The sequence below is a fragment of the Levilactobacillus hammesii DSM 16381 genome (genome assembly GCF_001434395.1).
Classification (GTDB): Bacteria; Bacillota; Bacilli; order Lactobacillales; family Lactobacillaceae; genus Levilactobacillus; species Levilactobacillus hammesii.
Map to the genome: position 1 here is coordinate 15,221 of NZ_AZFS01000045.1, position 18,545 is coordinate 33,765.

General features: G+C 51.3%; 19 protein-coding genes. All 19 read left to right on the forward strand.

From position 1 onward, the window contains the following. Window positions 1–123 precede the first annotated feature (123 nt). Window positions 124–822 (forward strand): NAD-dependent protein deacylase, encoded by a 699-nt coding sequence (locus tag FD28_RS03585; protein WP_057732675.1) that lies wholly within the window; start codon window positions 124–126, stop codon window positions 820–822. 10 nt (window positions 823–832) lie between these two features. Beyond that, window positions 833–1,159, forward strand: coding sequence for a hypothetical protein (locus FD28_RS03590; protein ID WP_057732677.1), 327 nt, complete (start codon window positions 833–835; stop codon window positions 1,157–1,159). 11 nt (window positions 1,160–1,170) lie between these two features. Continuing rightward, window positions 1,171–2,019 carry a DUF72 domain-containing protein gene (locus tag FD28_RS03595; protein WP_057732679.1) on the forward strand — a complete coding sequence of 283 codons (849 nt, stop codon included), beginning with the start codon at window positions 1,171–1,173 and terminating at the stop codon, window positions 2,017–2,019. Between the two features lie 258 nt (window positions 2,020–2,277). After that, a complete protein-coding gene (gene metG / locus FD28_RS03600) occupies window positions 2,278–4,314 on the forward strand; it encodes a methionine--tRNA ligase (protein ID WP_057732681.1) in 2,037 nt (678 codons plus the stop codon). Window positions 4,315–4,802: 488 nt separating this feature from the next. Beyond that, a complete protein-coding gene (locus tag FD28_RS03605) occupies window positions 4,803–5,582 on the forward strand; it encodes a TatD family hydrolase (RefSeq protein ID WP_057732683.1) in 780 nt (259 codons plus the stop codon). Continuing rightward, window positions 5,569–6,138: a ribonuclease M5 gene (gene rnmV, locus FD28_RS03610; RefSeq protein ID WP_057732685.1), complete on the forward strand. Its 570-nt coding sequence runs from the start codon at window positions 5,569–5,571 to the stop codon at window positions 6,136–6,138. The genes FD28_RS03605 and rnmV overlap by 14 nt, the downstream gene beginning before the upstream one ends. After that, the gene (gene rsmA, locus FD28_RS03615; RefSeq protein WP_057732687.1) at window positions 6,131–7,021 is read left to right on the forward strand and encodes a 16S rRNA (adenine(1518)-N(6)/adenine(1519)-N(6))-dimethyltransferase RsmA; all 891 of its coding nucleotides are present in this window, start codon (window positions 6,131–6,133) and stop codon (window positions 7,019–7,021) included. The genes rnmV and rsmA overlap by 8 nt, the downstream gene beginning before the upstream one ends. Before the next feature lie 98 nt (window positions 7,022–7,119). Further along, window positions 7,120–7,356, forward strand: a complete 237-nt coding sequence (locus tag FD28_RS03620) for a Veg family protein (protein ID WP_011667243.1) — start codon at window positions 7,120–7,122, stop codon at window positions 7,354–7,356. A 501-nt stretch (window positions 7,357–7,857) separates the two neighbouring features. Beyond that, window positions 7,858–8,712 (forward strand): 4-(cytidine 5'-diphospho)-2-C-methyl-D-erythritol kinase, encoded by an 855-nt coding sequence (gene ispE / locus FD28_RS03625; protein WP_057732689.1) that lies wholly within the window; start codon window positions 7,858–7,860, stop codon window positions 8,710–8,712. A 25-nt stretch (window positions 8,713–8,737) separates the two neighbouring features. Continuing rightward, window positions 8,738–9,322: a uracil-DNA glycosylase family protein gene (locus FD28_RS03630; protein ID WP_057732691.1), complete on the forward strand. Its 585-nt coding sequence runs from the start codon at window positions 8,738–8,740 to the stop codon at window positions 9,320–9,322. 493 nt (window positions 9,323–9,815) lie between these two features. Next, window positions 9,816–10,751, forward strand: coding sequence for an alpha/beta hydrolase (locus FD28_RS03635; RefSeq protein WP_057732694.1), 936 nt, complete (start codon window positions 9,816–9,818; stop codon window positions 10,749–10,751). A 92-nt stretch (window positions 10,752–10,843) separates the two neighbouring features. Beyond that, window positions 10,844–11,779, forward strand: a complete 936-nt coding sequence (locus tag FD28_RS03640) for a metal ABC transporter solute-binding protein, Zn/Mn family (RefSeq protein WP_057732696.1) — start codon at window positions 10,844–10,846, stop codon at window positions 11,777–11,779. After that, window positions 11,779–12,477, forward strand: coding sequence for a metal ABC transporter ATP-binding protein (locus tag FD28_RS03645; RefSeq protein WP_057732697.1), 699 nt, complete (start codon window positions 11,779–11,781; stop codon window positions 12,475–12,477). The genes FD28_RS03640 and FD28_RS03645 overlap by 1 nt, the downstream gene beginning before the upstream one ends. After that, on the forward strand, window positions 12,470–13,267 hold the full coding sequence (locus FD28_RS03650) for a metal ABC transporter permease (RefSeq protein ID WP_057732699.1): 798 nt from the start codon (window positions 12,470–12,472) through the stop codon (window positions 13,265–13,267). The genes FD28_RS03645 and FD28_RS03650 overlap by 8 nt, the downstream gene beginning before the upstream one ends. A gap of 437 nt (window positions 13,268–13,704) precedes the next feature. Further along, window positions 13,705–14,544, forward strand: a complete 840-nt coding sequence (purR, locus tag FD28_RS03655) for a pur operon repressor (protein WP_083478107.1) — start codon at window positions 13,705–13,707, stop codon at window positions 14,542–14,544. A gap of 11 nt (window positions 14,545–14,555) precedes the next feature. Next, window positions 14,556–15,935 carry a bifunctional UDP-N-acetylglucosamine diphosphorylase/glucosamine-1-phosphate N-acetyltransferase GlmU gene (gene glmU / locus FD28_RS03660; RefSeq protein ID WP_057732704.1) on the forward strand — a complete coding sequence of 460 codons (1,380 nt, stop codon included), beginning with the start codon at window positions 14,556–14,558 and terminating at the stop codon, window positions 15,933–15,935. An 83-nt stretch (window positions 15,936–16,018) separates the two neighbouring features. Further along, entirely contained in the window at window positions 16,019–16,999 is a 981-nt protein-coding gene (locus FD28_RS03665) for a ribose-phosphate diphosphokinase (protein ID WP_057732706.1), read from the forward strand. A 215-nt stretch (window positions 17,000–17,214) separates the two neighbouring features. After that, window positions 17,215–17,565, forward strand: a complete 351-nt coding sequence (locus FD28_RS03670) for a DUF3899 domain-containing protein (protein WP_057732707.1) — start codon at window positions 17,215–17,217, stop codon at window positions 17,563–17,565. Between the two features lie 21 nt (window positions 17,566–17,586). Continuing rightward, window positions 17,587–18,306 carry a class I SAM-dependent methyltransferase gene (locus FD28_RS03675; RefSeq protein WP_057732709.1) on the forward strand — a complete coding sequence of 240 codons (720 nt, stop codon included), beginning with the start codon at window positions 17,587–17,589 and terminating at the stop codon, window positions 18,304–18,306. Window positions 18,307–18,545 lie beyond the last annotated feature (239 nt).

The following is an 18,545-nucleotide window of genomic DNA, read 5'->3' on the forward strand; positions in this document are numbered from 1 at the left end:
TCAAATTGGGGGAACGGTAAGGCGGCAGTTCAAACTAATGTTGCCCATATCTCAGTATCTTATAGGTTGCAGTTTGCAATTGGATTTAGGAAACGTCACAGTGAATAAGAAAGGATGATGGGGATGGAAGCGCGCTTACAAGCGACTTTTGATCAAGCTCAGCACATTGTATTCTTAACCGGGGCCGGGGTGTCGACACCGTCTGGTATTCCGGATTATCGGTCGAAAAACGGCCTGTATACAGGGCATCGGAATGCCGAATACTACCTGAGTCACAGCTGTTTAGTGCAGGAACCGGAAGTCTTTTATGACTACGTGAAACAGAATCTGTACTATCCAGATGCCAAACCCAACGTCATTCACGAGAAACAAGCGGCCCTGACCCGTGAGAACCGGGCCACGGTCATTACCCAAAATATTGATAATCTGTATAACGTAGCGGATACGCGGCACTTGGTGGAATTTCATGGGAATCTGTACAAGGTGTACTGCCAAGTCTGTGGCACGAAAGTAGATTGGCAGGATTACCTGAAGTCGCCGTATCATGAGGCCGATGGTGGTTGGCTGCGTCCCGATGTCGTGCTCTACGATGAGGGGCTCAACACGACGAACGTTCAGCGGGCGGTCGCCGCGATGGGTCAAGCTGATTTGGTGGTCATTGTGGGCACCTCGATGCGGGTTTACCCGTTTGCCGGCCTGCTCGATTATCGCAATCAGTCGGCTAAAGTGGTGGTCGTGAACCAGGAAAAATTAAATCTGGGTTTCGACTATGATATGGTTCAAGCCGATGCAACCGAATTTTTCACCGCGTTGCGGGTCTGAGGGTGAGACGATGAGTCATCAAGAAGTCATTGCGCAATTAAAAAAAGTCGTGCGGCGGTTACGGTGGTTAAATATCCTGCAACTTCTGCCCGACACTCTGTTGGTCTACAGCATCATTCAGCTGGCATTTAGTGGTCAGCTCGTGACACTCTTTAATGCGACCTTTAATCGGCGCGAGGCCATCTTGGTGACGGTGATGTTCGCCCTGATTGATATCTGTGTGACGGGAATTCGATATAATGATCGGGTTGCTGGCAAACGGTTGATCAGTCAATTAACGGGACAACTGACGGCGCCGGAAGTGACCTTGATTAAACGGTTTGAGAACTTGAAGTAAGAGGTGAGAGCATGATTACAATTGGGTTGACGACTTGGAAGGAACATCCCGCCTTGATTGGTGGGGAGGACCGACCGGTGACGTTAAACGAATATGCGGGTAGTTTACCCGTGGTGGAGTTGGATACACCGTTCTACGGGATTCCCCGGCAGAGCACGGTGGCCAACTGGCAGGCGGCCGTTCCCGATGGCTTTCAGTATATTCTAAAGGCCAATCAGGTGATGACCCAACATGATCAGCGCAGTACCCCGGCAACGGATGAGGAACGGAACACGGCCTTTACGCAGTTTAAGGTTGCCGTCGCGCCTTTGGTACAGCATCACCAGTTACAGACCGTTCTCTTTCAATTCCCACCTTACTTTAATCGGACAACGGCGAACATTCAGTATTTGCGGGATGTGCGCGTTCAGATGGGCAATTTGCCGGTTGCGGTCGAGTTCCGCAGTCCCAGTTGGTTCGAAGATGCGGGGATGACGACGGATGTCATGGCGTATTTAAAATCGCTAAAGATGACGAATGTCGTGACCGACGAGCCTCACAACCTGAACAATGGGATTCCCCAAGTTGAGACGGTGACGACGCCGGAACTAGCGATGGTGCGATTGCACGGCCGTAACACGGAAGGCTGGTTCAACCAAGGCGCCAATTGGCGTAAGACACGGACCCTTTACAAATACAGTGAGGCAGAATTGCAGGCAATTGCGGACCTGGTGCGGCGATTAGCAACCCAGGCCAAGGATGTTTGCGTGATCTTCAATAACAACTCCGGCAAGGATGCGGCCCCTAATGCCTTGCGCCTACAGGCCATTCTGGGACTGCATTGGGATAACCTGGCACCGCAGCAATTGGATCTGTTCTGAGGCAAGAGTGGACTATCAGGTTAAGCGCAACAAAATGCCTGATAGCCCACGTTTCGGTACCATAATGGCAAAAAGCCGATCCTTTAGTTAGGGTTCAGCCCCTGATTGAGAAAAATAAGGTTGCGCGATTTATAGCGCTAAAATCCCCGGGAACCGCTATGGCTCATCCGGGGTTTATGCTATACTAGATTAGAATTTCAACTGAAAATTAACCTAAAAATAATGGAATAATTTAGAGCGAGGGAAGGCTTTTATTTTATGGCAGACAAACCAAGTTTTTACATTACAACGCCGATTTACTACCCATCTGGGCGGTTACATATCGGTAACTCTTACACCACGATCGCATGTGACACGGTGGCACGTTACAAACGGAGCAACGGCTACGATGTCTTTTTCTTAACCGGGACCGATGAACATGGTCTGAAGATTGAGGACAAGGCCAAGTCACAGGGACAATCTCCACAGGAATACGTGGACGGCATGGCCGATGGCATCAAGCAACTCTGGAAGACGTTGGAGATCTCTAACGATAAGTTTATCCGGACGACCGACCAAGAACACGTGGCTGCTGTTCAGGAAGTTTTCGAACGCTTGCTGAAGCAGGGTGACATCTACCTGGGCGAATACGAAGGCTGGTACTCCGAAGACGATGAAGAGTACTTCACCGAAACCCAATTGGCCGAAGTCTACCACGACGACAACGGCAAGGTAATTGGTGGTAAGGCGCCATCCGGTCACGAAGTTTCCTTAGTTAAGGAACAGTCGTACTTCTTCAAGATGAGCAAGTACGCTGACTGGCTGCTCGATTTCTACCACAGCCACCCTCACTTCATCCAACCAGAATCACGGATGACCGAAATGATTAATAATTTCATCAAGCCAGGTTTGGAAGACTTGGCTGTGTCCCGGACGACCTTTACTTGGGGCGTTCCTGTTAAGAGCAATCCCAAGCACGTGGTTTACGTGTGGATCGATGCGCTGCTTAACTATATCACGGCATTGGGTTACACCAGTGACGATGAAAGCTTGTTCAACAAGTTCTGGCCAGCCAACGTTCAAATGGTGGGGAAGGAAATTGTCCGTTTCCACTCGATCTACTGGCCAATCGTTCTGCATGCGCTGGGGATTGAAGCCCCAGATGAGTTGTTTGCTCACGGCTGGTTGTTGATGAAGGACGGCAAGATGTCCAAGTCCAAGGGGAACGTTATCTATCCCGAAACGTTGGTCGACCGTTATGGCCTCGATGCACTGCGGTACTACCTGATGCGTGCGATGCCTTATGGTAACGATGGGACATTTACGCCCGAAGACTTTGTTGATCGCTTGAACTATGACTTGGCTAATGATCTGGGGAACCTGTTGAACCGGACCGTTGCCATGATCAACAAGTATGAAGACGGCAAATTACCCGAATTCAAGGCTGGTGTGACGGCATTTGACGCGGATCTCGAAGCGACTTCGACGAGCGTCATCGCCAACTACCACGAGCTGATGGACAAGATGCATTTTGCCGATGCCCTTTCTGAAATCTGGAAGTTAGTTTCCCGGACGAACAAGTACATCGACGAAACGGAACCTTGGCAATTAGCGAAGGATGACAGCAAGGCGATCGAATTGGCCGCTGTGATGGCCCACTTGACAGCGAGTCTGCGGGTGATCGCCACCCTGATCAGTCCGGTCATGACGCATGCGCCTAAGGAAATCTTTGCTCAATTGGGCTTAGATCCTGAAACCCTTGATATGGTGGACCTGAAGATGGCCGATTTACCAGCCGGTAAGCAGGTTGTCGCGAAGGGGACCCCGATCTTCCCACGGATTGACGTGAAGGAAGAAGTGGACTTCATACAGGGTCAAATGACCAAGTCCGAAAAGACCAAGGGCCGGGCCGCAATGGCTGCCAAGGCACAAGCCCAACAGGAAGCTGCTCAGGCTGAAGATGCCACAGAATTGACGTTAAACAAGCCGGAAATCCGGTTTGATAAATTTGAGAAAGTGGAACTGCGGGTCGCCGAGGTTAAGGCGGTTGATCACGTTGAAGGCGCCGACAAGCTGCTGAAGTTCCAACTCGATGCGGGGGACCAAGGTAACCGGCAGATTCTATCCGGAATTGCCCAATGGTACCCAGAACCACAAGCACTCGTTGGTAAGAAAGTGGTCATCGTGGCCAACTTGAAGCCGCGTAAGATGCGGGGGCAGGTCAGTCAGGGGATGTTACTGTCCGCTGAACATGATGGCCAGGTTCAGTTGATTACGGTACCTAACGAACTGGTCAATGGTTCCTCAGTAGAATAAGCGTTAGCGGAAACGTGGGCGGCGGGTCGATGAGACGCCAACCCACGTTTTCTTACCTCTAGAGTTTAGTTGCCCACAGGTAGGTCCGTATCTGGGCACGCCGGTAACTGGAAAATTGGCGAGTTATCCACTTAAGCACCGATTCATGTGAGCCAATGCTCAGGAGATCGGGTCACGACGGTGCATAAATCGACACGGTCGGTGACTAAGTGCATAAGTCAGTTGATAATTTACCAAATTGTGGATGAAATTGTTCATAAGGTCTGCCATAATGGCGGTAGACAGTGAAATTTGAGGATAACTCAGGTTTTTGCTGTTGATAACGTGTTGCCGAGAATAGTTATCCACCTGTGAATAACTATTTTAAGGGAACCTGTGGACTGGCGAGGATCGCGTTCATCACGAGTCAACGCGTTTCAGTTACCTTTTCCCTTTCGGCAAGGCGTCAGTATCAAATGAAGTTGTTTCACAGAAATAGGAGGATCATGATGAAAATCTTTGATTCACACACCCATTTAAATAGCGAAGAATTTATTAAAGAAGTCCCCCGGTACCTCAAGCAGGCCGCGGATCTGGGCGTGGTTAAGATGGTCAATATCGGCTCCAACACGCAGTTGAATGCCGACGCAATCAAGTTAGCCCACCAGTATCCACAGTTGTATGCGGCCGTGGGTTGGCACCCGGAGGACTCTAAAAATTACGATGCCGCCGCTGAAAAGGTCATGGAGGAACAATTGGCCGATGAGCGCGTGGTGGCCCTGGGTGAGATTGGCTTGGATTACCATTGGGACAGTTCGCCACAGGACGTTCAACGCAAGGTGTTTGCCCGTCAGGTGGCGATTGCTAAGGAAGTGGGCAAACCGGTCGCTATTCACAATCGGGATGCCTTTGAAGATACCTACCGGATTTTAAAGGAAGGCGGGATCGAGGAGATTGGCGGCGTGATGCACAGTTTCAATGGTGATCCCGAATGGCTCAAGAAGTTCTTGGATCTCGGCATGCACATCTCATACTCAGGGGTGGCTAGCTTCAAGAACGCCCATGAAGTGCACGATTCCGTCCGGGCAACGCCACTGGACGTCATGATGGTGGAGACGGATGCACCTTATCTATCGCCGGAACCGCACCGGGGCGAACAAAATGAACCAGGCTTCACCCGCTACACGGTCGAGGCCATCGCTAAGGAACGCGACACGACACCAGAAGAGATCGCGGCCGCAACTTACCACAACGCAGAGGAGTTTTATCACATCAATGAAAAAGATTAAAGAAGTTCTCGTGGTGGAGGGCAAAGACGATACCAAGTCTATCAACCGCGCAGTAAACGCCGATACCATTGAGACACGGGGGTCCGCTATCGATGAGGACACGTTAGCCCTGATTGAAAAATTGGCCGACCAACGCGGCGTGATTATTTTTACCGATCCCGATTTTTCTGGGGAAAAGATTCGTAAGATCGTGGCCGAGGCCGTGCCCAATGCCAAGCATGCTTTTTTGCCTAAGGCAGAGGGACGGCCGGACAAGGCGGGTGGTTCCTTGGGTGTGGAACACGCCAGTCCAGAAGCCATTCGGGCAGCACTCAGTCACGTGTATACGGAAACCACGGCGGCACCAACCCTGATCACCCATGAAGACTTGATGGTGGCGGGCTTGATCGGTGGTCCCGGAGCCAAGGAACGACGCGAGCAGCTCGGTGAGTTACTACAGATTGGCTACGTGAACGGGAAACAGTTAGAGAAACGCCTGCGGATGTTTAGCATCCAACCCGCTGACTTTGCGGCGGCTTTGCAACAGATTCGTCAAAAGGAGGATTTCCATGAATAATAGCGTACCCGAAATTGGTTCACCAGCAAGAACAAAGGCCATCCTGACTCGGTACAAATTGGTGGCAAAGAAGAGCTTGGGCCAAAACTTCCTCTCGGATCTCAACATTCTGCGGAACATTGTGGCCGCAGGGGATGTTACCGAAAACGATAACGTCATTGAGATTGGCCCCGGGATTGGGGCGTTGACGGAACAGATTGCGAAGCGCGCACGTAAGGTCGTGGCCTTTGAAATTGACGAGAACCTGTTGCCCGTTCTGGAAGAAACTCTGATGGATTACGACAACGTCAAGGTGATCAACGAAGATATCCTGAAGGCTAATCTGCCGGCCGTCATCAAGGATGAATTCGAGCCGGGACATCCCGTCAAAATCGTGGCCAACCTGCCTTATTACATTACAACGCCAATTCTAATGGGCGTTCTTCAGAGTGGCATTGCCTTTGATAAGATCGTGGTGATGATGCAAAACGAGGTGGCCGATCGGCTGGTAGCGGCACCGGGCTCCAAGGCTTACGGGTCATTGTCCGTGGTCATGCAGTACCGTGCCCACGTTGAGGTGGCGTTTGAAGTGCCACGAACGGCCTTTATTCCACAGCCGAACGTTGACTCGGCCATCATTCGCCTGACGCCACGGGAACCCTTACCGGTCAAACCGTACGAAGATCAAGCACTCTTCAAGTTCGTTAAGGGTTGCTTTGCGCATCGGCGGAAGACGTTGTGGAACAATCTGCAGGGGATCTTTGGGAAGCAACCCGAGGTTCGTGAACGGATTGAAACGGTCCTAAACGACGTGGAAATTTCGCGTCAACTACGGCCAGAACGCTTAACCTTAATAAATTTCATCGAATTAACCAACGCTTTTCACAATGAAGGACTTATGTAACCCTTTTCAATTGCGGATTCTTGCGGATTGTGGGCTAGTGTGGTATAATTTGCGTTTTTTGTGAAACCATGGTATCATGTTTCACAGAGGTGAAGTGCATGCCAACAAGTTTAGCGAACATTAAGAACAAACTGGACGATCGCATTGGCGAAAAGTTAATGGTGATCGCACAGGCCGGGCGTAAGAAAACGACAGAGCGGCATGGAATTCTTCGGGAAACCTACCCAGCTGTTTTCGTTGTGGATTTAGACCAGGACGAAAATTCGTTTGAACGGGTTTCATACAGCTATACCGATATCTTAACGAAAAACATCGAAGTTGACTTTGATGAATAAATAATTGGGCCTATGAGGCCTTTTTATTTTGGCCAAAATTAGGCAACATGGACAAGGGTTCTGAACACTAAATTAGTTGTGTAAAGTCACCTGCGGCTGCCAAAAATTCCGGCTGCTGTGGGGACCGCCTGCGGCCTGAGAAGCGGTCCTCCGGCTCGGTTTGAAGCCTGGAAGCACACCGGTCTCCAAACACGTCCCACGGTGTAAGCCGAAATCATCGGCTAACACCGTTGTCACGGCTGCCTACATCTTTGGCCTCCTCCGGTTACGGTAAGGCGGTATTTATCCACAACGTTGCCTATCTCTGTGTTATCGCCATAAGCATTTTCATGCTTTTCCCCCTTAGCTAGAGGATACTTAAAGGTTCCCCGTCACCGCCGGATGAAGATTTGGCGTGTGTTTGGAGAACCCTTTTTATTTTCGCCACAACCATAGTATAATAGGCTTAATCAGATTCACGAGAACGGTAGGCGGTGGCCTATCTGGAATTAAGGTGAGCTCATGCAACTGATTGAAAAGGCGCCTGCCAAGATAAACCTCGGGCTCGACACGCCGTACCACCATCAGGATGGCGCGGAGGAGTGGAACATGGTCATGACGTCCGTGGACTTGGCGGACTATGTTGAGATTCAAACGTTAACCAAGCATAAACGCATCCGGGTGGCTTCGGACAGCGGCTTTTTACCGAACGATCAGCGAAACTTAGCCTATCAGGCGGCCCATTTACTGCAAACCCAGTTTAATGTGGGCGAGGGCGTTAATATTCGCATTAAAAAGAATATTCCGGTGGCGGCCGGCCTTGGTGGCGGTTCGTCCGATGCGGCAGCCGTTTTACGGGGGCTCAATCAATTGTGGCAACTGGGGTTAAGTTGGCAGGAATTGGCCGAATTGGGGCTGCAAATTGACTCGGACGTGCCGTACTGTGTCTACGGGCGAACGGCCCACGTTCGCGGCCGGGGCGAGCGGATTACGCCGTTATCTAAGCTACCAGCCGCATGGGTGGTGCTGGCCAAACCCAAGGTGAGCGTCTCGACCCCCAGCATCCTACAACAGATTCGGTATGATGATTTGGATCATCCCGACATCGACGCCCTACTGCGCGCGGTTCGCGATCAAAACATTACGGAGATGTGTGCGGTGATGGGCAACGTGCTGGAGCCGTTGACGGCGCATCGCTATCCGGAGATTACCCAGTTGAAACAACAGATGATGAAGTTTGGTGCCGATGCCGCGCAGATGAGTGGCACGGGGCCAACGGTCTTTGGTCTGTGTAGCAAACAATCCCGTGCTCAACGCGTCTTTAATGGCATGAAGGGGTTCTGCCGTGAGGTCTATTTGGTACGGCCGTTGCCTTAAGGATTCGAAGAGGGGCGCATTGATAATGACCACAGCTAGTGAAATTTTTCAGGCAATTCAAGATGATCCTCAGAATCAGGCGTTTACGCAGCAGGGCATTCAGCCGCTGTATCACGTCGATGCCAATGCGGAAATCTTACTCGTTAGTCAGGCCCCCAGTCGTCGTGCGCAGGCGGCCATGACCTTTTGGGATGATGCCAGTGGCGATCGGTTGCGCGATTGGATGGGTGTGACCAAGGATCAATTTTATAATTCCGGCAAGTTGGCGGTCCTGCCGCTCGATTTTTACTACCCCGGGAAGCACGCTCACGGTGGGGATTTGCCCCCGCGGCCGGGATTCGCGGCTAAATGGCATGAACCACTGTTGGCACTGATGCCCAAGATTAAGCTGACACTGCTGATTGGCCAGTATGCACAGAAGGCCTATTTGCCCACGCGAGAAAAGACGCTGACGGCCACGGTGGCCCACTATCAGGACTACCTGCCCGCGTATTTTCCACTGGTTCATCCATCACCCTTGAACTATGGGTGGTTGCATCAACACCCGTGGTTCTTAGACAATGTGGTACCGGACTTGCAGGCACGGGTTAAGCCCATTATGACTATTTAAATTAAAGGGTGTCAGGTCGCGGAAACGTTGATCTGGCGCCCTTTTTAGTATAACCAAATTTGTAAGACGTTTGGCTGGTACTGGCTGCTTAAAACCGGCATGATAGCTAGGTGAGGTGAAAGCAGTGGAGAAAGTTTTGAGACCAGTTGACCCCCGTTTAGTGGCGGAAGTACGGTCAGCTTTGAAGGGGCCCATGACGCAAGCGGAGTTGATCCGGCTGTTGTATGGAAAGAAATCGGTGTCAACGTTGGGGAAGAAAGATTAGAGATGTGCCCCCCGGTAAGTGCAGCAAAATAGTGAAAAGACTATAAAGTTGAAGGAAAAAGTGGAAAACGCTCTCATTTTTAGCTAGAGTAGAGGTAATCAGGCTAAATCATAGAAAATTGTGCGGTTGGGCACGGGGAAGCTGTCAGCCAATGGGTGACGGCTAGGTGACCATGTTTAGAAAGCAACCACACAGCGACCGAAATAATCTAGAAATGAGGGAATAACGATGAAAACTTGGCAAAAAGTTTTAACGGGGACCGCCGCTGTTGCTGCGGTCAGTGCCATCAGCGTATTGGGTGGTGCCGCCGTTGTTTATCAGGCGGCGACGAAGTCCTTTAGACACAATCGCGTTAAGACCAAGCGGCGGGCCATCGCGGAGAACACGGCGGATGACAATGCCTGGTATTTGCGGCATGATCCCGTAGAGTGGACGCAGACCAGTCTGGATGGGTTAATCTTGCGGGCGAGCTTGGTCGAAGCGGAGCAGCCAACCAAACGGATCGCCATTTTGGCGCACGGTTTGGGGCATGCGCGTGAACAGATGATTCCGTACGCGCGGGTTTTCCACAATTGGGGATATCACGTCCTCATGCCGGATGCACGGGCACACGGTGACAGTGAGGGACATACCATTGGTTACGGTTGGCCGGATCGCCTCGACTACACCGGGTGGATCAATCAGGTTATCGCGAAGTATGGGGATGACTGTGAGATTGTGCTGATGGGTATCTCCATGGGTGCGGCCACGGTCATGGCAACCGCTGGCGAAGACCTGCCACAGAATGTAAAGGCCGTGATTGCGGATTCCGGGTATGCCTCCGTGCTGGCGGAAGCCCGTTTTCGGATTCGCCATAAATATCACTTGCCGACCTATCCAATCGTGCCCATTGCGGATCAGTATTCGCGGTTAGCCGAGGGCTATCGCTTGGCCGATGGCGACATTGCTGAGCAGTTGCGGCACACGCATTTGCCATTACTGTTGATTCAAGGTGCCAACGATCAGACGGTACCAATCGAGAATTTGGACGTTTTATACCGTGCCGCTGCGGGGCCCAAGGAGAAATATCGGGACCCAGAAGCCGCGCACATTGCGACCCGGGCAACGGATGCGGCGAAGTATGACCAGTTAGTCGCTGACTTTCTGGCAAAGTACGTTGATTAAAGAAGACTAAAGGCCGGTTGACAAGTTTTCATTATCTGGTAACATATTAAACGGTAATCATTACTGTTTACATATTTTAGTGGAGAAATGAGATGAGTCGATTGCAGCGTGCAAAACACATTTTACGTTGGCGCGGCGTGTTTGCCGTGCTGGCCATCTTAATGGTGGGCATCATCCTGAGCGGTTGTGGGACGGTGACCACCACTAAGCATGCCGATAATCGGATCCATGTCGTGGCAACGCTAGGATTCTATGGCGCGGCGGCTCAGGCAATCCTGGGTGATCGCGGGCAGGTAACCACGGTGATCAACAGCCCCAGTATCGATGCTGAAAGCTACGAGCCGGACGTGAAGACGGCCAAGTTAGTGGCTAAGGCCGATGTCGTGGTTGAAAACGGCTTGGGCTATGACAGCTGGATGGATCGGGTGGTTTCGGCAAACGATGCCGCGACAACCAAGACCCTGACGATTGGCACCCTGATGGGCAAGAAGACCGGGGACAATCCCCATCTGTGGACCGATCCCACCACCATGGTTAAGGTCACCCGTCATCTAGTCACCCAGTTTAGCAAGCTGGAACCGAGCCATGCCGCTGCGTTTAAACGCCGGGGTGCGGCCTATGAGCAGCAACTCAAGGCACTGCCACAGCTGACACAAAAGCTGGCCCGACACAGTCACGGCCAACAGGTTGCTGTGAGCGAACCCGTCTTTGATTTGGCCTTAGAAGCGATGGGCTACCGCGTCAGTGATAGTCATTTCGCCCAGTCAATTGAGGAAGATAGTGATCCGACACCAGCCGATATTACGAAATTACAGGGGCAAATTAAGCGCCACGAGATTGCCTTTTTCGTGGAAAATACGCAAAATACCAGTAAAAACGTGACGGCAATGGTGAACCTGGCCAAACGCTACGACATCCCCGTGGTCAAAGTGACCGAAACCATGCCGGTCCATCAAAGCTACCGGACGTGGATGTTGAAACAGTATCAACAAGTACAACGCATTCAAGCGAAAGAAGGGCAGTCTTAATGGAAAGTGCACCCATTTTAAAACTAGAACACCTCGGGGTGACTTTCCCGAACCACCCGGTATTTAGTGACCTCAACTTGACGATCCGTCAGGGGGAGGTTTGGAGCATCATTGGAAAAAACGGGGTGGGTAAGACAACTTTGATGCGGACGATTCTGCATCAATTGCGGCCAACCCATGGCAGTATCACGTATTTGCCGAGTCAAAGCGAAGTGACCATTGGGTACGTGCCACAGTTTCGCAATATCGATGCCGACTATCCGTTGACGATCAAGGATTTTGTGGGTCTCAACCTAACCGGGTGGAAGTTGCCGTGGCTCTCGGCCAAGGAACGCGCCAAGGTTGAAAAGATTCTGGATCAGACCGGCCTCAGACAGTTAGCCAAACGGCCGATTGGTCAGGCCTCCGGTGGGGAGAAGCAAAAAGCCTATTTAGCACAGGCTTTAGTGGAAGCCCCCAACCTGTTAATCTTGGATGAATCTACGGCCAGCCTCGATCCCGTGACCAAGACCGAGTTACTCGATCTGGTGGCGGAGTTGAACCAGCGGCTGCATTTAACCGTGCTCTTCGTGACCCATGACATTCCCATGGCACAGAAGTACACGCAGCAATACTTGATGTTGACGCCCAGTGGTATTGAACAGGGGCCCATCAAGAATTTAACGACCGAAAAGGTGTGGGAGGGCGAAAATGTTTAGCTATGAGTTTATGCGTAACGCCTTCGCGGCCGGTACCATTATTGCCATCATTTGTGGCATCATGGGGGTCTTCGTGATTGCGCGGAACATGTCCTTTCTGACTCACACGTTGTCGGAAATTGGCTTTTCCGGTGCGGCCTTCGGGGTCTTTGCCGGGTGGGCACCGTTAAATGGGATGCTACTGTTCACGGTCGTCAGTTCGGTGATTGTCGGGCAACTCTCGGCACGTTCGGAACGGCGAGAGGCCGCAACTAGTGCCATCTCAGCGCTGTTCATTGGGCTAGGGATTTTATTCCTATCATTGGCGAATAAGAATGCCAGTTACGCCACGAGTATTTTATTCGGGAGTGTGATTGGCATCAGTGCCAGTGATGTTCAGCAGATGCTGTGGCTGTCGCTGCTGGTCCTGGTGGTGATCTTCGTGATCTATCGGTTCCTCAAATTCGACTCATTCGATCACACGGGGGCCCGGGTCAAGGGACTGTGGACCAACGTGTTGTCGATTACATTCTTGGTATTGTTGGCGTTGAGTGTCAGTGTGGCTGCCCAGATCGTGGGTTCCCTGCTGATCTTTATCCTGCTGACGCTTCCGGCCGCAACGGCGAAGTACTTTGCCCACACGGTGGGTGGCATGATGCTGTTGGCGATTGCGTTAGCCTTGTTTGGGGTGTGGAGTGGCTTGGTCTTCAGTTACCTGACCAATTACCCCGTCTCCTTCTTTATCGCGGCAATCGAAGCCATCTTTTACTTCATCGCTCTGGGTTGGCAACGACTACAGACGGCGGGGTAGCTGGGTTAACGCCGTCAATTCTGGCAGCGGTAGCCTCGGTACGTGGTCAGCACAAATAATTAAATAAAAAGAGATGTGGGCCGTGAGCCATCAACGATTGTCGTTGATGACCCATGGCCCTTTTGAATTTTAGCGGTGGTTATTAGTTGAGACCCGACGGTGAAAACGGTAGGCTGGGGATGTGGCAACGGCTGTGTGACGGCCCGCTAGTGCGAAACGGTAACGTTCGGGAAATAGATGTACTCGGGCGCAGTGGGTCGGCAATTAGAAAATGGTCTTTGCTGGTTTTCAAAACTAGTTAAGCTCGCTTGTCGCTTTCATTTTGCAAAAAGAATCAAAAAAATATTAATTCTAACCGAAATGTAACGAAAAACCCGAACATTTATGCTAAAATTGGGCTTACAATTAACTCTAAAGAAATAGTTGAGGTGAAGAGGTTGAAAGTCAGAAGAAGTGACCGGTTAGTCGATATGACCCGGTATTTATTAGAACGGCCGCATCAATTGGTATCTTTGACATTTTTTGCGGCGCGGTATGAATCGGCCAAGTCTTCCATCAGTGAAGACTTAACCATTCTGAAGCGGACCCTCCAAGCCCGTGGCACCGGTCTACTGGAGACCGTTCCTGGGGCCGCTGGTGGTGCCCGCTTTATCCCTTACATTTTAAGAGAAGAAGCCGAACAATTCGTGAGTGAAATGATCACGGAATTGTCCGAAGCCGACCGGTATCTTCCCGGTGGCTACGTTTACATGTCAGATATCCTAGGTCGTCCCGCAGCCTTGCGGCAGATTGGCCGGATTTTGGCAACGCAGTACCTAAACCAATCCGTCGACGTGGTGGTGACGGTTGCCACGAAGGGAATTCCACTGGCTCAGAGTGTGGCTAATTATCTGAATGTACCGTTTGTGATCGTGCGACATGACTCGCAGATTACGGAAGGATCGACGGTTAGTGTGAACTATGTTTCCGGCTCAACCAAGCGGATCGAACGCATGGCACTGTCAAAACGTAGTGTTAAGCCCAACTCACGAGTACTGATCGTGGATGACTACATGAAGGGTGGCGGGACCGTTGGGGGTCTCCGCTCCCTCGTCGACGAGTTTGATTCACAACTCGCTGGGGTCGCTGTCTTTGCCGAAGGGGATTTCGACGGGCAACGGACAGTTAGCAAGTACACCTCATTACTGAAGATTCAGACGGCGGATGAACAGATCCGCGTGGCACCAGGGAATTACCTGACCCAGATCTTCGGCGATGACAACAATTCATTAAATTAGGAGATATCGGTATGAGCACTAGAAATACGATTATCCTCGCAGCCGGCAAGGGCACGCGGATGAAGTCAAAGTTGTACAAGGTTTTGCATCAGGTTTGTGGTAAGGCCATGGTTGACCACGTGTTGACGCAGGTGGAAAAGACTAACATGGACAAGGTCGTTACGATTGTGGGCTACGGTGCCGATGACGTGAAGGCCACGTTGGGTGACCGCACGCAATACGCCTTACAGGCCAAGCAATTGGGGACGGGGGATGCCGTCTTACAAGCCGAACCTATCTTGAAGGACGAAGAGGGAACCACGCTGATCGTTAGTGGGGACACCCCCTTATTTCAGGCGGAAACGTTTGAAGACCTCTTCGCTTATCACGAAGCTAAGCACGCGGCCGCCACGATTTTGACGTCCGTTGCCCCAGATCCAACGGGCTATGGGCGCATCGTTCGGAACAACATTGGTATCGTGGAAAAGATCGTGGAACAAAAGGATGCCAGTTCAGAAGAACAGGAAATCCATGAAATCAACACGGGTGTTTACGTGTTTGACAACAAGAAGTTATTTGCGGCCTTACATCAGACGTCTAACGACAACGCTCAGGGTGAGTACTATCTGACCGATGTCATTGAAATCCTGAAGCACCAAGGGGATATCGTCGCTGCTTATAAGATGGCGGACTTCGACGAATCCATGGGGGTTAACGACCGCGTTGCCTTGGCCAACGCCACGAAGATCATGCGGCAACGGATCAACGAACAACACATGCGCGACGGGGTAACCTTAATTGATCCCGAAACGACTTATATTGACGCCGGTGTGAAGATTGGGGCCGATACCATCATTGAACCCGGGGTGCTGTTAAAGGGCGACACGGTGATTGGGGATGACTGCTACATTGGCGCTCATTCTGAATTGCGAAATGCTAAGTTAGCCGATCACGTGACGGTTACTTCCTCATTACTGGAAGACTCCGACATGGCAAGCGGCTCGAACATTGGTCCAAACAGTCATTTGCGTCCAGAATCCCACATTGGGCCTAAGGTTCATTTGGGGAACTTTGTGGAAGTCAAGAAGGCCACGATTGGTGAAGGCACCAAGGTGGGTCACCTGACCTACGTGGGGAACGCCAAGCTTGGCAAGAACATCAACGTGGGCTGTGGTGTTGTCTTTGTGAACTACGATGGCAAGAACAAGCACGAAACGACGGTGGGTGACGACGCCTTTATCGGGTCCAACTCAAACCTCGTTGCCCCATTGACGGTGGCTGACCACAGTTTTATTGCGGCCGGGTCCACCATTACCGACGCCGTGAACAAGTTTGATATGGCAATCGCACGGCAACGGCAGACAAACAAACCAAATTATTACCAGAAACTACCTTATCGTGGTGAAGATTAAGCCGAAGGTCTTGTGTTTCGAGACCCGATAGCATAAAATTATTGTAGTAAATTCTGGCAGATTATTTGCTATTGGAGGAAATTATGGCTACGCAATATTTTGACCCTAAACTAAAGATTTTTGCGTTAAACTCCAACAAACCGTTAGCACAAAAGATCGCTAACGAGGTTGGTGTTGAATTAGGGAAAACTTCGGTGGACCGGTTCAGTGACGGCGAAATTCGCATTAACATCGAACAGAGTGTCCGGGGAAGCCACGTCTACGTGATTCAATCCACGTCGGCTCCCGTCAACGACAATTTAATGGAACTGTTGATCATGATTGATGCTTTACGGCGCGCGAGTGCGGCTACCATCAACGTGGTCATTCCGTACTACGGGTATGCCCGCCAAGACCGGAAAGCCCGGTCACGGGAACCCATTACGGCTAAGTTAGTCGCTAACATGTTGCAAACGGCTGGCGTGACGCGGGTCCTGGCTTTGGACTTGCATGCTGCTCAGATTCAAGGGTTCTTCGACGTGCCCGTCGATCACTTGATGGGCGCACCACTGTTGGCCGATTACTTCTTGACCAACCACTTGGATGAAGATGCCGTTGTCGTTTCACCTGACCATGGTGGGGTGACGCGTGCACGGGCCTTGGCAGAATTCCTGAAGGCACCGATTGCCATCATCGACAAGCGGCGGCCACGGGCCAACGTTGCCGAGATCATGAACATTATCGGGGATGTGAAAGGCAAACGTTGTATCATGATTGATGACATGATTGATACGGCCGGAACCATCACCTTGGGTTCCCAAGCCCTGATGGATGCCGGTGCGAAGGAAGTCTACGCTAGTTGTACCCATCCCGTCTTATCCGGTCCCGCCATCGAACGAATCAAGAAGTCACCAATTAAGAAGTTAGTGGTGACCGATTCGATTCAATTAACGGCCGACAAGCAAATTGAAAAGATCCAACAAATTTCCGTCGGTCCCCTGATTGGCCAAGCCATCAAGCGGATCAACGAAAACCGGCCGGTCAGCCCATTGTTCAAGAACCGTTTCCGGAGTCACGAACAATAAATCAGACTAAAAAACTTGAGCGGCGCTGGGCGTTGGCTCAAGTTTTTTTCTTTATCTATTTTTGATCAGAACAACCGTTAGTTAAGCAGGTAAGTTATTTGAACGGATGCCGATGGGTGGCTGATATTGTGAAGCGCGATTATGATTGGGCCAAGCATAAACGTCAGAGACCCCAGGCAGGTTAGGCTAACGGTTGGGTGAAGGGAGTTTATGCAATGAAAAGTTGGCAAAGATGGACAACGGGTTGGGTCGCTGGGGCCCTATTGGTGGCACTAGCCATGCGAATTTTGGGCCAGCCGTTGATGGCGATTGGCAATCTCCTCTTTATGGTGGGATTGGCGCTCGTGATTTTCGGGCTCATCTGCGTGTTGGCGAAGGGGCACCTCTTTACGGGGTGGCGCCATCGCCGAAAGAAGGGCCAAGACCCGCTGCCTGGTGAAAAGGTGGGCGTGCGGCACGTGGCCAGCGTCAAAAATTCGCCGATTGTGGTTAACGGGGGCGCCCGGTTCGGGCTATTAGCCGGCGGTATTTATATCGTCGTCGGGATTGTTTTGACGTTATTCTAGATAATAGGGGAAGTCTTTGAAATGAAGACGATTAAAACGGGGATCGATGCACCAGCCGTGCCCATCAGCTATGAATTGGTGGGGATTGTGTTTCTGATCAATGCTGCTTTTGTGAAACCGGACCAAGGTCGGGGTGGGGTTATCCTGGCAGGGGTCGTTTTCATCGTGGCGGGTTTGATTTTTCTGCGGACCTCGCTGGTGGGAAAACAGCGAATTTGGACAAAATTGTTGACCGAGGTAGGGGTTGAATCCACCGGTCAGGCACTCGACTTGGGGTGTGGTCACGGCGCGGTGCTGAATCAGGTCGCCCAGCGGCTCACTCTACCAGGAACCGTGACGGGCGTTGATCTGTGGCGGTCACGCGATCAGTCACAGAATTCCCTGGCGGTGACGCGGGCCAACTTAAAGGTTTGGGGCGTCTCCGATCGAACGAGTTTGGTGACGGCCAATATGACCGAGTTGCCGATGGCTGAAGCGCAATTTGATTTGGTCACCACCAGCTTTGCCCTGCACAATATCAAGCCGGCCGCACAACGCGAACAGGCGTTGCGTGAGGCTGTGCGGGTATTGAAATCGACCGGGACACTGCTGATTGTGGACACGGGACATAACCGCCATGAGTATCAACGCGTGCTTGAACAGTTGGACTGCCACGTCTTGCGTGCACGCCGGCTAGGCATCAATGGCTGGTGGACGGGTCCCTGGATGGCCAGTTACGAACTGTGGGCGGTTAAAAATTAACATAAAAATGTGGGTCAAGGAGCGATTAGGTGCTCTTTGACCCACATTTTCGTTAGATAACTAAAGCTTGAAAGACAAAATGTCTGCTTAGTTCCAGCACTGGTAAGCATTTATGCTATTAAATTCGTCTAAATTGGTCGCACTCCTGCTACCAGGGATTCCACCTGCTGTGGGTACTTTTGAAACTTCAACACTCAGTTGCCGCATTGATACAGCCGTTTAACTAATTCGACCCTCAA